The organism is Natronomonas aquatica, from assembly GCF_024449025.1.
Taxonomy (GTDB): domain Archaea; phylum Halobacteriota; class Halobacteria; order Halobacteriales; family Haloarculaceae; genus Natronomonas; species Natronomonas aquatica.
Genome location: NZ_JAHLKM010000008.1, coordinates 18,495 through 31,745, shown reverse-complemented (window position 1 = coordinate 31,745; position 13,251 = coordinate 18,495). Strand labels below are relative to the sequence as shown.

The window sequence follows — 13,251 nt, the reverse complement described above, 5'->3', positions numbered from 1 at the left end:
CGTTCTAGGATGTCGCGGCGCTCTTCGCGTTCCTGTTTGAGGAAGTTCCGGACGTTCGAGACCGTCGAGGACTCGATCGGCGGCGTCCGGACGACCTCCGGCGTCCAGCCGACCTGCTGGGTGATCTCTCTGAGCGTCGAGCCGTGTCGGCCGATGACGACGCCGGGTTTCTCGGCTTCGATGACGACCTCGCCGGTGTCGGCGTGGAAATCGAGGTCGGTGACGCCCGCCTCCTCGGGGATCACCCTCCGGATCTTCTCGCGGGCCTCGCTCGGTCGGGCGAGGACCTCCGGATCCGGACGGACGGTGATCCGCTTTCGGAGCTTCGAGGCGAGCCGCCGGATCAGGTCGCCGTCGCCCGCGAACTTCTTGGGGTCGCGGGTGTAGACGACCAGTTCCGGCCCCTCGTAGGTCACATCCGAGACGGAGATGTCGTTGGGGACTTCGCTGACGATCGTTGCCTTGATATCATCGAGTTTCCGCTCTACTGCACTCATACGTTAGAAATCCTTAGTTCGGGCTCCGGTCGCTCCACGGGTCGCGTCCGCCAACGGCAGACGGGGTCGCCGACTGTATCGGTGACAAGGGTCATTGGATTCGGATCTGCGGTGGCTGTCGTCGGGTGACGGCCGCGGGAGGTACCGGAAAACCCGCTCGTATTCGGTTCTAACCCACTACTAATATAAAACCCTTCGCAAAGTGACGTATGGCCCGTATGGAGATCACCCCGACGACGGTCGCCGACGAACACGAACGCCTCAGGTCGAGGGAATCGATCCCGACGCTGATAAACGACACCCGCGACCGGCTCGGTTCGCTGTTCGGGACCGAGGTCGGTCACGTCACGGCCGAAGCGTACCGACGCGAGGTCGATGCGGTCTTCGCCGACGGCGATCGGGCGGTGAACGTCGCCGGCTTCTGTGTGCTGCTCCGGGAATTGGACTGTCCGGGCGATTACCCCGGGTTCGTCGTTGACGAGTATCTCGGTCGGAAGCTCGCGGCGACGATCGCCAGCGGCGAGCCGCTTGCGCTTTTGGCGGAGGCGACGTTTCACTTCGCCGATTCCCACGTTCACGGCGACCCCGGGGACTCGGCCGGGAGCGACGATCTGGACGCCGCCCTGGCGGCCGGCTTTCAGACCAGACTACCCGGCTGGGAGTGGCAGGAAACCGAAAGCCCGTTCGGTTCGGTCCGGTAGCGACGGAATATAAAAACCCACGAAACCATGGCCCACAACCGAGAGTCCCGGCGTTCGTATGCTGTCGTATGGCAACTGTCGAAACACGGATCGGGGGCTTCGGAACCGACCGCGATCGGGGGCTGCTGTCGGCCTCGTGGATCGTCCTGATTGCGGTTCTTATCGGTGTTCTGCTCGCACAGTGGGCGAACGTCTCTATGGATATGCGAACCCAGGCGGGGATCTATCTCTTCGGGATGGTCGTGTTGAATCTCCCATACGGTGGTTACGAGCACATGGCAAACCTCCGAAGCCGGGGGCTGCCGTTCGGAACGCGGTATATCGGTCTCTATTTGCTCCTTGTCGCCGGGTTCATCGCCCTCTTTTTCGCCGCGCCGGTCGTCGGACTCGCCCTGGCGATCGCCGTCGCAGTCACGAAAGGCGGCCACGGCGGGCTCCGGGTTCTCGACGCGCTCGTCAGCACCGACCACCTCCGGACGAAGCCACAGCGGGGGCTCGCGGCGTTCGTCCGCGGCGGGACGGTAATGATCGTCCCGATGTATTTTTGGCCCGGTGACTTCGCGGCGTTCAGCACGTTCATGGTAGACATTTTCCGGCCGGGAGCCTTCGCCGCCGTCGCGCCGTATTTCACCGAGTTCCGGGTCGCGCTCGGGGGCGTCTTCGCTGCCGCCGTCGGCGTGCACGCCGGGCTCGGCTTTGTACGTCGGGAAGCGCTTTCGACGTGGCTCGTCGACGTCGGCGAGACGGCGCTTTTGATACTCTACTTTGCCCTCGTCCCGGTCGTCATCGCTGTCGGGCTGTACTTCCCGCTTTGGTACTCGATGCGACAGAGCGCCCGCGTCGAGGCGATCAGGGACGAACTGCCGTCCCCGGATCCCGAGTCAACACCCTCGTTACACGCGGTGGTTATCGCGTTCGTCCTCGGTGCGATCGCGACGTTCGGGCTAGCCGCGCTGGTCGCGACGCTCGCGCCGAACCCGCTGTCGACCAACGATCCCCTCGTCAGCGGCGTCGCGTTCTTCAGCGTCTTTATCAGTATTATTGCCCTTCCGCACGTCGTCGTCGGCAGTTGGCTCGACACCGACCGCGGCATCTGGTACGTTCCGTAACGACCGCTCACGTACGTCCATCTCACAATGCTCGAATCGACTGACACGGCACGATCGACGCATCGGGACGAAGACCAGCCCCTGAGCGACCAGGAGACGACAGTCGTCGGCGGCGGGATCGGCGGCCTGTCGGCGGCCTGTTATCTCGCCGACAGCGGTGCGAACGTGACACTCATCGAGCGACACGACCAACTCGGCGGCGTCGCCGGGCGGATCGAAACCGAAGGCTTTCGGATCGATACCGGGCCGTCGTGGTATCTGATGCCCGAGACGTTCGAGCGGTTCTTCGCGGCCTTCGACCGCAAGCCCGAGGACTACTACGAGCTGACGCGGCTCGATCCCCACTACCGGATCTTATGGAAGGACGGCGATCGGGTCGACGTGCCCGACGACCCGGATGCGGTGGCCGACCTGTTTGAGTCCTACGAATCCGGCGGAGCGGACGCGTTTCGGTCGTATCTCGATGGGGCCGAACGCGCCTACGAGATCGGCGTCGAGGAGTTCGTCTATCGGGACCGATCCAGGTTCCGGGACTGTCTGGATCCGCGGCTGTTGCGGGCGGCACGCGGCGTGACCCTTCTGAGTCCGATGGCCGACTACGTCGCCGACTACTTCGAGCACCCGAAGCTCCGACAGCTCGTCCAGTTCACGCTCGTCTTTCTGGGCGGCGCGCCGCACAACACGCCCGCGATTTACACGCTCATGTCCCACGTCGATTTCAACCTCGGCGTCTATCATCCGACCGGTGGCATCGCGAGCGTCGTCGACGGGCTCGCCGAACTGGCCGTAGAACTCGGCGTCGATATCGAAACCGGCCGGACTGTGACGGGGCTCGATCCGGCCGACGGAGGGTTCGACGTTCGGACGGAAGCCGGAGAGCGTCAGACTGATACCGTCGTTGCGAACGCCAACCCGGCCCACGTCGATCGGGATCTCCTTCCGGACGGGGCAAGCGAGTACGGCGAAGCGTACTGGCAAAATCGGACGTACGCGCCCTCCGCGTTCCTCCTGTATCTCGGCGTCGAGGGTGACGTCGATCCGCTTTCCCACCATACGCTTGTGTTGCCGACCGACTGGGACGACCACTTCGAGGCGATCTTCGAGCGGCCGCGATGGCCGGAGGATCCGGCTTACTACATCAACGTACCCTCGAAGACCGACCCGACGATGGCGCCGTCGGGACACGAAGCGATCGTCGTTCTGGTGCCGATCGCGCCCGGGCTGGAGGACGGGCCGGCCCGAGAGCGGTTTCGGCGGAAGATACTACAGGATATCCGCACCGACACCGGCGTCAATCTAGAGGGTCGGATCGTTCTGGAACGGAGTGTCTGCGTTTCGGAGTTCGGCGAGCGGTACCGGACCCCCCAGGGGACCGCGCTCGGTCTGGCGCATACGCTCGGACAGACGGGGCCGTTGCGCCCCTCGATCAGGTCGTCGGTTTCGGATTCACTGTACTATACCGGCTCGTACACCTCGCCGGGGATCGGCGTTCCGATGTGTCTCGTCGGCGGCGAACACACAGCCACCGCAGTCCGTGACGACGCGGTACCCGGACCGATCGGTCGGCTGCTGAATCAGCGATGAGTGCGTCGTAGAAAGCTTCAAACCACGAGAGAACAGTACTCTATCTGCGGGCGGAACAGGCCGAGTGTCTCGGGGCTTGACACCGTGGTGCTTCACCGATGTTCGCTGGTGGCAGGGAGACAGCGGATCACGTAGCGAAAACTCTATCCATATAGCCGTTCATGCAGAGATATGCCTGTTGGATCACGCCTCTCCGTACGTTTAGCCGACTTTGGGTCACGCTCGATCATCACGCACGTTCTTATGGGAATCGGCTTTGTCGGTGCCGTCGTTTCTGGACTGTTCATCGAGGGTAGTTTGGGAGTGATCTCGATGGTTGCGTTCATAAATTTCACCGCTGGGCTGTGGATCTGTCAGTCGATCCATTCACTCGGTAACGCTGCGACCGACGATGACTACAATGGCGTGCTAATGGAGGTCCTCAACCGTGTCTACTGATCCGGGAATCGATAGTTTCCGGTTCGGGCGCATATTATTACTTATCAGCGTCGTAACAGCGGTTTTCCTGGTACTCAGCGCAGACCGACTTGAAGGTGAGGCATTCCAGATCGGTGCTTTTGCGATCGGAACGGTCGCCGTTGTTACTGCTATCATCGGTTTTTTGATCGCCGTTGGAAGTGCTGTTGATGCCTGAGATAACACGCTATCGACGATAGCTACGACAACTGCTCGCTAACGATCCGGTCGGCGTGCTCGATGAACGTCTCCTCGGTCCCGGCGGGGATCGTCGCGCCGGCGGCGATGTCGTGGCCGCCGCCGTCGCCGCCGACCGCGCGGGCGGCCTCGCCCATCACGACCGAGAGATCCAGCCCCGAGGAGACGAGCGGCCCCGTCGCCCGGCCCGAAACCTTCGTCTCCTCGTCGGTCTTCTCCGCGAAGGCGACGATGGGCGACTCCCGGGAGACGCCGTCGGCGCCCATCGACATGCCGGCGATGATGCCGACGATCGTCTCTTTGATCTCCGCGCCGGCGTCGAACCACTGGAGGTGCTCCGTCCGGGTGACGCCATTGTTTTCGACGTACTCGATGCCCTCCGAGAGGTTCCGGCGGTGGTTCCGGAGGAGCTTCTTCGCCCGCTCGAAGGCCGAGCCGCGGTCGCCGAGACAGACCGCAAGCCCCACGTCGGCACGCTCGTAGCGGGCGGTCGCGTTCAGAAGCGTCGAGAACTCGCTTGCGTCCCGCAGTTCCGTGCCGACCGCCTCCTCGGTGAGGAGGTAGCTCGTCCCGACGAGGCGATCGATCTTGGACGCCGGAACGCCGCGGGAGACGGCGTGTCGGACCAGGGCGCTGGCGAGGGTTCGTTTCTCCTCGTCGGTCAGGTCGACCCACCGTTTCCACTCGTCGTCGGCCAGACACGGGACGTCGAGCCCCTCCAGAAACGAGACGGCCCCGCGCTCGTCGTTCGTGATACCCGGGATCCGCACGTCGGAGGCGTACTCGAGCAGTTTCGGCAGCGGGCGGGTCTGTTTGCCGTAGACGGCCAGATCCTTCGTCTCCTCTAAGACGCCCGCCTCGATACCTTCCTCGACGATGGCGCGGTTGGCACCGTGGAGCTGGCCGTCGGAGGCCTGCATGTCCCCGACCGCCCCGACGACCGCGAGAGCGGCCAGATCCCGGTTGTCGAGGCGTTCGTCGGCGCCCGGTCGGCCCGCGAGTTCGCGGGCGAGCAGGTAGCTCGCGCCGGCCCCCGAGAGTTCGGAGGCCCCGTCGATCCCTTCGAGCAGGGGATTGAGGTGATACTCGGTCCCGGCGTCGGCGGGCTGGTGGTGGTCGGCGATCACCGGGACGAAATCGCCTGCGGCCTCGTGGTCGGCGATGATATCGAGCTGGCCGCTCCCGAAGTCGGTGAAAAGAACCGTCCCGTAGTCGCGTTCGGCGATGGCGGCGATCGCGTCGGCGTCGAGCTGTTTCTCGAAGACGGCCTCGAAGGAGATCCCGGCCCGCTCGAGGGCGGCGGCGGCGACCGCGGCGCTGGTCAGCCCGTCGGCGTCGATGTGGGAGGCGAGCAACACGCGGTCGGCGTCGAGCAGGCGCCCGGCACACGAGGCGGCACGGGGCTGTAACGCCGAAACGGGGGCGTCTGCGGCGGCCATCGTACTGGAAGGTAGTGCGCGTTCGGATTTAAATCATCGCCGTCGCCGGAGCCGATCAGTCCTCGTCGGGTAAGTCGTCGATGAGGACGACGGCCTCGCCGTCGATGACCTGGCCGTCGTCTTTCGCGACGGTCGTCCGGAGCCGGTACTGGTCGCCGCCGAGGTCCTCGGCGACCTCGACGGTCGCGGTCACGTGGTCGTCGATCCGGACCGGGGCGCGGAACTCCAGATCCTGAGAGAGATAGACGATCCCGCCGGGGAGCCGCGCGAGGGCGGCGCTTATTAGCCCGGTGACGAGGATGCCGTGGACGATACGGCCGTTGAACCGGGTGCGTTCGGCCCACTCGTCGTCGAGGTGCATCGGGTTCGTGTCGCCGGAGGCGGCGGCGAACCGCTGGACGTCCCGCCCGGAGAGGGTCTTGGCGAACCGGACGGTATCGCCGACCTCGAGTTCCTCGCCGACGTTCCGCTCGACGTCCCACTCCGGGAGGTCGACACCGCCGTCGAGACGGCCCCCGGCCGACGGGTCGGGGCCGGTTTCGCCGCCGGCTCCGTTCGTCGGGGCCGAACCCAACACCGAGAAGGCCGCCCGGTTGGCCGCCCGGTTCGCCTCGAGGAAGCCCTTAAATACGCGCGAGGAGGCGTCGGCCCACACGTCGAGCGGGGTCGAAGCCGTATCGTCGTTCACCATGCCCTCTAGTAGGGGCGGCCGGTAATAAAAGGTAGTGTTGATCGGGAGATAAAATCCATTCAGAGGGTTTGTCTGTCATTTATTGGTATTCTGCGGAAATCTTATATGCTCCGGACAGGTATACAGGGTAATGACAGACACCAACGAGGACGGGGACGGACTCATGTGGCCGCCGAACATGCTGAAGGCGATGCAGGAGACGTCCGAACAGGCGACAAAAAAACAGCAGGAGGCCCTCCAGAGCCTCTTTATGGGGGCGGGGACCGGAAGCCCCGACCTCAACGGCATCACCGAGGAGCTCGGGGCGATGAGCCGGATGGCGACGTTCAAGACCCGCATCCAGAGCGGCGGCCGGATCTCGATCCCGGACGCCGAGCGGGAAGCGCTCGACATCGGCGAGGGCGATATCGTCCAGACGGTCGTCGTGCCGGTCAAACGGACGGGGGAAGACGATGAGTGACGACCGCGACCCGATCAGCGCCGGGTTCGAACTCCAGCGGAAGGCCCTCGAGGCGAGCCGGACGGCCCTCGAGGAGGGCGTCGAGTTCCAGCGGGAACTCGGCGGGGCGCTCGTGGGGGGCGTCGAGACGACCGAGGAGGCGGGAAGCCGCGGGATCGAGACGACCCGGAACGCGATCCATGCCTATCTCGATGCGGTCGAATCGACGCTGCCCGGCGCCGACGAACCGGTCTCGGAGATCCGATCGTCGGTTGACGAGGGGTTCGATACCCTCGAAGAGCAACACGCAGAGGCGTTCGGGGCGATCGGCGAGGAACTCGATGAGGGGACGGACACCTACGAGGCGTTCGCCGAGGACTCCCTGGAGACGCTCTCCGAGCAGCTCGATGCGGTGCTGGAGACCCACGAGGAGATCGAATCCCGGACGCTCGATGCCTTCGAGGAGGCCGAAACACAGCTCGAGGAGACGCTGACACGGATGGAGGAAGGAAACGACGAACTCACCGCGGAGATGGAAGAACGGACCGAAGAGTTCATCGAGGAGTTCGAGACACAACTCGAGCAGTTCCGGGGCCAACTGTCGGAGATGCAAACCCGCGTCGAGACGATCCAGCGGGAATCGATCGACGGCGATGGAACCGACGAGTGAGAACGGGTAGGTCGGCAGTCGGACGGATGTATCAGCGTTCAGAACGGAAGGGGGCGGCTTTTCACGATGCACGCAAACGTGGTACGTACGAACAATGAACAATAACAACAGAGAGCTACAGGAGGAGTGGACCGGACTGGTCGAGAACATGAACGAGGCAGTGGCGGAGTCGATGGAACAGAACATGGAGGCGAGTGCGGCGTTCATGGAGTCGTGGGCAGACGCGATGGAGGACACGATGCCCGGCGAGGAGGAGCTCGCCGACGGGATCGAGGGCTACAGCGGGGCCTACGAGGTGTGGATGGACGCCGCCGAGCAGATGTTCGAGCGCACCGCCGACGGCGCGGCCGGCGAGGGGGTCGATCCGACCGAGTTCCGCGACATCTGGCTGCAGAGCGCCAACGAGGCGTTCAAGGAAGTGATGGGGACATCGGCCTTCGCGGCGGCCAACGGCCAGCTCGTCAACGCGATGATGGACATGCGCGAACACGTCGACGAGGTAGGCGAGGAGACGCTCGCCGAGTTGGGCATGCCGACCCAATCGAACATCGACGAGGTCGGCGAACGGCTCGTCGAACTCGAACGCCGCCAGCACCGCGTCGAAGAGAAGCTGGACCGGATCCTCGGGGCTGTCGAATGAGCGCCAACAACCCCTTCTCGTTCGCGGTGGACTTCCAGCGGGAGCTGCTCGAGTCGGCGGCCGACGCCGTCGACAAGGGGTCTATCGCGGGCGAGCAGTTCGACCGGATCGAAAGCGTCGAAGTCGGGAAAACACCCGGCGAGGTCGTCTACGAGGAGAACAAACTCGAGCTGTTACATTACGAGCCGCTGACCGACGAGCAACACGAAACGCCCATCCTCATCGTCTACGCGCTGATAAACAAGCCCTTCATCCTCGATCTCCAGCCGGACAGGAGCGTCGTCCGGCGCCTGCTCGAGGCCGGCCACGACGTCTACCTGATCGACTGGAACGAACCATCGCGGCTCGATCAGCACCTCACCCTCGATGACTACGTCAACCGCTACATCGACAACTGCGTCGACGTCGTCCGGGAGCGCTCCGGCGTCGACCGGATCAACCTTCTGGGCTACTGTATGGGCGGGACGATGACGGCGATGTACACCGCTCTCCACGGGGAGAAGGTCCGGACGCTCGGGCTCATGGCGGCCGGGCTCCGGTTCGACGACACCGGCGGCGTCCTCGAGTTGTGGGGCGACGACGAGTACTACGACCCCCGGGACGTCGTCGACGTCTACGGGAACGTCCCGGCGGAGATGCTCGACGTCGGCTTCGCGCTGATGGATCCCGTCGCCAACTACGTCTCGAAGTACGTCCGGCTGTACGACAACCTCGAGAACGACGACTTCGTCGAGAACTTCGCCCGCATGGAGCGGTGGCTCGGCGAGGGGATCGACCTGGCCGGCGAGACCTACATCCAGTTCCTGGAGGAGATCTATCAGGGCAACAACCTCTATGAGAACGACCTGTACATCGGGGGCGAACACGTCGACGTCACCGAGATCGACGTACCGCTGTTGCAGATCGTCGGCGAGTACGATCACCTCATCCCGCCGGAGACGAGCAAGCCGTTCAACGAGGTCGTCGGCAGCGAGGACACCGAGACCATCGAGTACCCGACGGGCCACATCGGGCTGTCCGTGTCGGGATCGAGCCACCGGGACGTCTGGCCCCGGGTCGCCGAGTGGTTCATCGAGAAATCGACCGACGATCCGGAACGGCTCGAGGCGGTCGAGGAAGCCGTCGAGGAAGCGACCGACCAGATCGGGATCGAGGAGATCGACGTCGACATCGAGATCGAAAACGCGGGGGAAACGGACGAAGAGGAAGGGGGAGCCGAAACCGACGTGTCAGAAGGCGGGGACAGTAGCGACGGGGGAAGCGACGACGGAGACGAGACCGCCGCGTCCGACCTCGAGACGATCGACGGGATCGGCCCGGCCTACGCCGAACGGCTCCGCGAGAGCGGGATCGAAACGGTCGCGGACCTCAGAGAGGCGGATCCGGGGACGGTCGCCGACGCCGCAGACGTCGGGCCCGCCCGGGTGGACAGCTGGATCGAACAGGTCGACAGGTAGCGCCGGCGGTCAGGCGACAGCCCGGTCACGAACCGTGGATGTCCGCCGATCGGCCGCGACGGGCGGATCGTCGACGGCGGGCGCCGTCGAGAGGAGCAACCGGACGTGTCCGAGGTACGGGACCCGGAGTTCGGCGGTGCCGACGATCCACTCGGGGCGAACCGGCGCCGAAAGCCGCGTGACCTGATCGTACCGCGTGTTGGTCCGCGTGTTGTCGCCTTTGGTGATGAAGCCGGCGTGGGGGGCCGGACAGTGCTCCAGTTCCGAGCAGTCGTCGGCGCGGCCGATTGCGCCGGGGGCGGCCCGGTCGTACCAGTTTTCGCCCTCCTCGACCCACAGCATCGCGCGGTGGATCACCGGCGTCCGTCCGGTGTTGCCGTTCGGCCGGAAGACGATCACGTCGCCGGGCGCGCCGAAGTTCGCTTCCCCCCGCGTCCGGGCGACGTCGGCGGGGACGACCCCGGTCGAGCCGCCCTCCGTCACGGGCGCCGCCTCGGAGGTGAACCGTTCGTTGTCGACGACGAAGACAAGATCGCCGCGCTCCATGTTCGGCTCCATGCTGCCGGATTCGATCGCGACCATCGGCGGCCAGACGCCGCTGATAACAAAGAGCGTCGCCCCGAGAAAGAGAACGAGGGCGACGCTCGTAAGCAGATCCCGGACGTAGAGCATCGGGCCCGAATCGACCGTCCGGAACCACCGGAGCCAGCCGAGCACGCCCGAGGGGCGATCGGGGTCGGACGAATCGCCGGGGCGACGGTCGTCCGTCCTGTCGGTCATTACCCTCCATAACGGGGCCCCGAACGTGAACGTTCTGGGTTCGTTCCGCGAGGCGGCCCCGACAGGGAGGCGGGTCCGCTACGCTTTTGTCCGGCGCCGGCGACGTACGGCTGTGCCACTGGAGAAGCCGGCGCACATCGCCCGCGAACTCGCGAGCCACGGCTACACGGCCGACAGGGAGGCGATCACGCTGCTCGCCCGGGCGGGGGACACCGCCGGATCGCTCGCACTCGCGGTCGAGGCGACCCCCGACGGAGCGTTGAAGCTCACGAAGGAGGACGTCCGGGAGGCCCTCGAGACGCGTCCGGAGGGCCGGCGGGATCCGATCTCGGAAGCCGAGCCGCCGTCGGCGGATACGGAGACGCCCCCGAGAGAGGAAAGCGCCACCACGGCGGCGGGCGGCGATCGGGGAGGAAAACCGGACGAAGGCGACGGCCAAGACCCCCTCGTTTCGACTGGAACCGGGGGCGACCGAACGGAGGACGGGAACGGGGGGTCTCCACTCGAAACGGAGGGGTCTTCCGGGATCACGGCCGGGAGCGAGACCGGGAGCGAAGCCCCGAACGGCATCGGACAGACGGCGGAGACGGCCGGCGCGGGGACGGGAGTCACGGACGAGGAAGCGACCAGAACCGCCGATCCGTCGCTCCGATCGCTCGAGGTCGAAAACGACATGACCGGCTACTCGACGGGGACCGGCGAATACGGGGACTTCGTGTCGACGTTCCGGGACCGCTACGAACGGCTCGCGGGCACGCTCCGGGGGCGGGTCAACCACCGCAACGCGACGGCGCTGGAGGCCAGTCCGGGCGGCGGCGACGCCGGGATGGTCGGGATGATCTCCGATATCCGCTCGACCGCCTCGGGCCACTGGCTCGTCGAACTCGAGGACACGACGGGCACCTTCCCCTGTCTGGTGATGAAAGACAAAGAGATCGCGGGGCTGGTCGAGGAACTCTTGTACGACGAGGTGATCGGCGTCGAGGGGACGCTCTCGGACGACGGCGGCATCCTGTTCGTCGACGATCTGTACTTTCCCGACGTTCCCCGGACGTACGAGCCCTCGACGGCCGACAGACACGTCCAGGCCGCCCTGATCAGCGACATCCACGTCGGCAGCCAGGAGTTCGTCGCCGACGCCTGGAGCGAGTTCGCTTCCTGGCTCCACACCCCGGAAGCGGCCGACATCGAGTACCTGCTCATCGCGGGCGATATGGTCGAGGGGGTCGGCGTCTACCCCGACCAGGACGAGGAACTGGACGTCGTCGACATCTTCGAGCAGTACCGGACCTTCTCGGAGCACCTCAAGGAGGTGCCGGGCGACATCGAGATCGTGATGATCCCCGGCAACCACGACGCCGTCCGGCTGGCGGAACCCCAGCCGGGGTTCGACGAGGAACTGCGGGGGATCATGACGGCCCACGACGCCCGCATCGCCTCGAACCCGGCGCTCGTCACCGTCGAGGGCGTCTCCGTGCTCATGTATCACGGCGTCTCCTTGGACGAGGTGATCGCCGAACTCCCCGAGGAGAAAGCCAACTACGACGAACCCCACCGGGCGATGTACCAGCTTTTGAAAAAGCGTCACGTCGCCCCGCAGTTCGGCGACCACACCCGGCTGGCACCCGAGGCCAAGGACTATCTCGTCATCGGGGAGGTCCCGGACGTCTTCCATACGGGCCACGTCCACAAACTCGGGTGGGGGAAGTACCGGAACGTGCTGTCGGTAAACTCCGGGTGCTGGCAGGCCCAGACCGCCTTCCAAAAGAGCGTTAACATCGATCCCGACGTCGGCTACGCGCCGATCCTCGATCTCGATACGCTGGAGATGACCGTCCGGAAGTTTACCTGACCGCACCCGGAGTCGACCGGTCGCCTTTTAGCCACCAGTGGCCAACGCACCGTATGTTCGAGACGCGCCCCGACCGCGACGCCGAAGTCGTTCTCGTCGGGCGGTCCAACGTGGGGAAATCCACACTCATGCGGGAACTCACGGGGCACAGCTTCGAGACCGGGGGCAGCCCCGGCGTCACGACGGAACCGAACCACTACGACTGGACGTCGGAGGATTTCCTCATCACGGATCTCCCGGGCTTTGGCTTCATGTCGGGCGTCCCCGAGGACGTCCGCGAGCGGATCAAGACGGACGTCGTCCGGTACATCGAGGAAAACGCCGGGAAGATCCTCGTCGGAGTACTGGTCGTCGACGGCAAGGCCGTCATCGACATCATCGACCGTCATTCCGGGGAGAGGGAAGTCCCACACGACGTCGAGATGTTCGGCTTCCTGCAGGAGCTGGGGATTCCGGCCGTCGTCGCGGTCAACAAGATGGACAAGGTCGACGACCGCGACGAGCGGCTGGACGAACTCGCCGAACGGCTCGGGCTGTACCCGCCCTGGCAGCAGTTCGACGAGACGCTCGCGCCCATCTCGGCGAAACGCGGCTCGATCGGACCGCTCGAGGCGGCCGTCCGACACCACCTCCACGAGCAGCAACGCGACGATCTATTCAAGTTCTTCTGAGGGGCTGGCAGGGTCGGTCGCCGGAAACGTGGACCAGCAGTCTTTTTGGGCCGTCGAACCGTCTATC

15 protein-coding genes are annotated in these 13,251 nt (G+C 65.2%); 11 read left to right on the top strand and 4 right to left on the bottom strand.

Going from position 1 to position 13,251, the window contains the following annotated elements; genetic code table 11:
* The coding region (locus KM295_RS08240; RefSeq protein WP_256029471.1) for a KH domain-containing protein at positions 1-497 on the bottom strand (497 nt) is incomplete at its 3' end.
* A gap of 218 nt (positions 498-715) precedes the next feature.
* On the opposite strand from KM295_RS08240, the gene KM295_RS08235 reads away from it, so the two are divergent.
* The 5 genes from KM295_RS08235 (at position 716) to KM295_RS08215 (ending at position 4,525) form a co-directional block, all read left to right on the top strand.
* Entirely contained in the window at positions 716-1,198 is a 483-nt protein-coding gene (locus tag KM295_RS08235; protein ID WP_256029533.1) for a DUF7984 family protein, read from the top strand.
* Positions 1,199-1,266: 68 nt separating this feature from the next.
* Positions 1,267-2,307 (top strand): Brp/Blh family beta-carotene 15,15'-dioxygenase, encoded by a 1,041-nt coding sequence (locus KM295_RS08230; RefSeq protein WP_256029470.1) that lies wholly within the window; start codon positions 1,267-1,269, stop codon positions 2,305-2,307.
* Positions 2,308-2,334: 27 nt separating this feature from the next.
* A complete protein-coding gene (locus KM295_RS08225; protein ID WP_256029469.1) occupies positions 2,335-3,891 on the top strand; it encodes a phytoene desaturase family protein in 1,557 nt (518 codons plus the stop codon).
* A 171-nt stretch (positions 3,892-4,062) separates the two neighbouring features.
* Positions 4,063-4,329 carry a hypothetical protein gene (locus KM295_RS08220; RefSeq protein WP_256029468.1) on the top strand — a complete coding sequence of 89 codons (267 nt, stop codon included), beginning with the start codon at positions 4,063-4,065 and terminating at the stop codon, positions 4,327-4,329.
* Entirely contained in the window at positions 4,319-4,525 is a 207-nt protein-coding gene (locus KM295_RS08215; protein WP_256029467.1) for a hypothetical protein, read from the top strand. Before KM295_RS08220 ends, KM295_RS08215 begins: the two co-directional genes overlap by 11 nt.
* Positions 4,526-4,547: 22 nt before the next feature.
* Here the strand turns inward: KM295_RS08215 and KM295_RS08210 are convergent, their stop codons facing one another.
* Both KM295_RS08210 and KM295_RS08205 read right to left on the bottom strand, forming a co-directional pair.
* Positions 4,548-5,984 (bottom strand): RecJ family nuclease, encoded by a 1,437-nt coding sequence (locus tag KM295_RS08210; RefSeq protein ID WP_256029466.1) that lies wholly within the window; start codon positions 5,982-5,984, stop codon positions 4,548-4,550.
* A gap of 55 nt (positions 5,985-6,039) precedes the next feature.
* A complete protein-coding gene (locus KM295_RS08205; RefSeq protein WP_256029465.1) occupies positions 6,040-6,675 on the bottom strand; it encodes a MaoC family dehydratase in 636 nt (211 codons plus the stop codon).
* A 130-nt stretch (positions 6,676-6,805) separates the two neighbouring features.
* Here KM295_RS08205 and KM295_RS08200 point away from each other — a divergent pair, with 130 nt between their 5' ends.
* From KM295_RS08200 to phaC, 4 genes are all read left to right on the top strand, one after another.
* Entirely contained in the window at positions 6,806-7,135 is a 330-nt protein-coding gene (locus tag KM295_RS08200; RefSeq protein ID WP_256029464.1) for an AbrB/MazE/SpoVT family DNA-binding domain-containing protein, read from the top strand.
* On the top strand, positions 7,128-7,784 hold the full coding sequence (locus KM295_RS08195) for a hypothetical protein (RefSeq protein ID WP_256029463.1): 657 nt from the start codon (positions 7,128-7,130) through the stop codon (positions 7,782-7,784). Before KM295_RS08200 ends, KM295_RS08195 begins: the two co-directional genes overlap by 8 nt.
* A 94-nt stretch (positions 7,785-7,878) precedes the next feature.
* The gene (locus KM295_RS08190) at positions 7,879-8,424 is read left to right on the top strand and encodes a poly(R)-hydroxyalkanoic acid synthase subunit PhaE (protein ID WP_256029462.1); all 546 of its coding nucleotides are present in this window, start codon (positions 7,879-7,881) and stop codon (positions 8,422-8,424) included.
* Complete coding sequence (gene phaC / locus KM295_RS08185; protein ID WP_256029461.1) at positions 8,421-9,881, top strand: class III poly(R)-hydroxyalkanoic acid synthase subunit PhaC; 1,461 nt, start codon at positions 8,421-8,423, stop codon at positions 9,879-9,881. The genes KM295_RS08190 and phaC overlap by 4 nt, the downstream gene beginning before the upstream one ends.
* 9 nt (positions 9,882-9,890) lie before the next feature.
* Here the strand turns inward: phaC and KM295_RS08180 are convergent, their stop codons facing one another.
* Positions 9,891-10,661, bottom strand: a complete 771-nt coding sequence (locus tag KM295_RS08180; RefSeq protein WP_418904767.1) for a S24/S26 family peptidase — start codon at positions 10,659-10,661, stop codon at positions 9,891-9,893.
* Between the two features lie 112 nt (positions 10,662-10,773).
* On the opposite strand from KM295_RS08180, the gene KM295_RS08175 reads away from it, so the two are divergent.
* Together KM295_RS08175 and engB are read left to right on the top strand one after the other, a co-directional pair.
* The gene (locus tag KM295_RS08175; RefSeq protein WP_256029460.1) at positions 10,774-12,513 is read left to right on the top strand and encodes a DNA-directed DNA polymerase II small subunit; all 1,740 of its coding nucleotides are present in this window, start codon (positions 10,774-10,776) and stop codon (positions 12,511-12,513) included.
* Between the two features lie 53 nt (positions 12,514-12,566).
* Entirely contained in the window at positions 12,567-13,184 is a 618-nt protein-coding gene (gene engB / locus KM295_RS08170) for a GTP-binding protein EngB (protein ID WP_256029459.1), read from the top strand.
* The last annotated feature ends 67 nt before the right edge of the window (positions 13,185-13,251 follow it).

Bases quoted from the DNA above. Each gene is read 5' to 3' on its own strand.
- KM295_RS08235 (WP_256029533.1), top strand. From the start codon at position 716: ATGGAGATCACCCCGACGACGGTCGCCGACGAACACGAACGCCTCAGG.
- KM295_RS08230 (WP_256029470.1), top strand. From the start codon at position 1,267: ATGGCAACTGTCGAAACACGGATCGGGGGCTTCGGAACCGACCGCGAT.
- KM295_RS08225 (WP_256029469.1), top strand. From the start codon at position 2,335: ATGCTCGAATCGACTGACACGGCACGATCGACGCATCGGGACGAAGAC.
- KM295_RS08220 (WP_256029468.1), top strand. From the start codon at position 4,063: ATGCCTGTTGGATCACGCCTCTCCGTACGTTTAGCCGACTTTGGGTCA.
- KM295_RS08210 (WP_256029466.1), bottom strand. From the start codon at position 5,984: ATGGCCGCCGCAGACGCCCCCGTTTCGGCGTTACAGCCCCGTGCCGCC.
- KM295_RS08205 (WP_256029465.1), bottom strand. From the start codon at position 6,675: ATGGTGAACGACGATACGGCTTCGACCCCGCTCGACGTGTGGGCCGAC.
- KM295_RS08200 (WP_256029464.1), top strand. From the start codon at position 6,806: ATGACAGACACCAACGAGGACGGGGACGGACTCATGTGGCCGCCGAAC.
- KM295_RS08195 (WP_256029463.1), top strand. From the start codon at position 7,128: ATGAGTGACGACCGCGACCCGATCAGCGCCGGGTTCGAACTCCAGCGG.
- KM295_RS08190 (WP_256029462.1), top strand. From the start codon at position 7,879: ATGAACAATAACAACAGAGAGCTACAGGAGGAGTGGACCGGACTGGTC.
- phaC (WP_256029461.1), top strand. From the start codon at position 8,421: ATGAGCGCCAACAACCCCTTCTCGTTCGCGGTGGACTTCCAGCGGGAG.
- KM295_RS08180 (WP_418904767.1), bottom strand. From the start codon at position 10,661: ATGACCGACAGGACGGACGACCGTCGCCCCGGCGATTCGTCCGACCCC.
- engB (WP_256029459.1), top strand. From the start codon at position 12,567: ATGTTCGAGACGCGCCCCGACCGCGACGCCGAAGTCGTTCTCGTCGGG.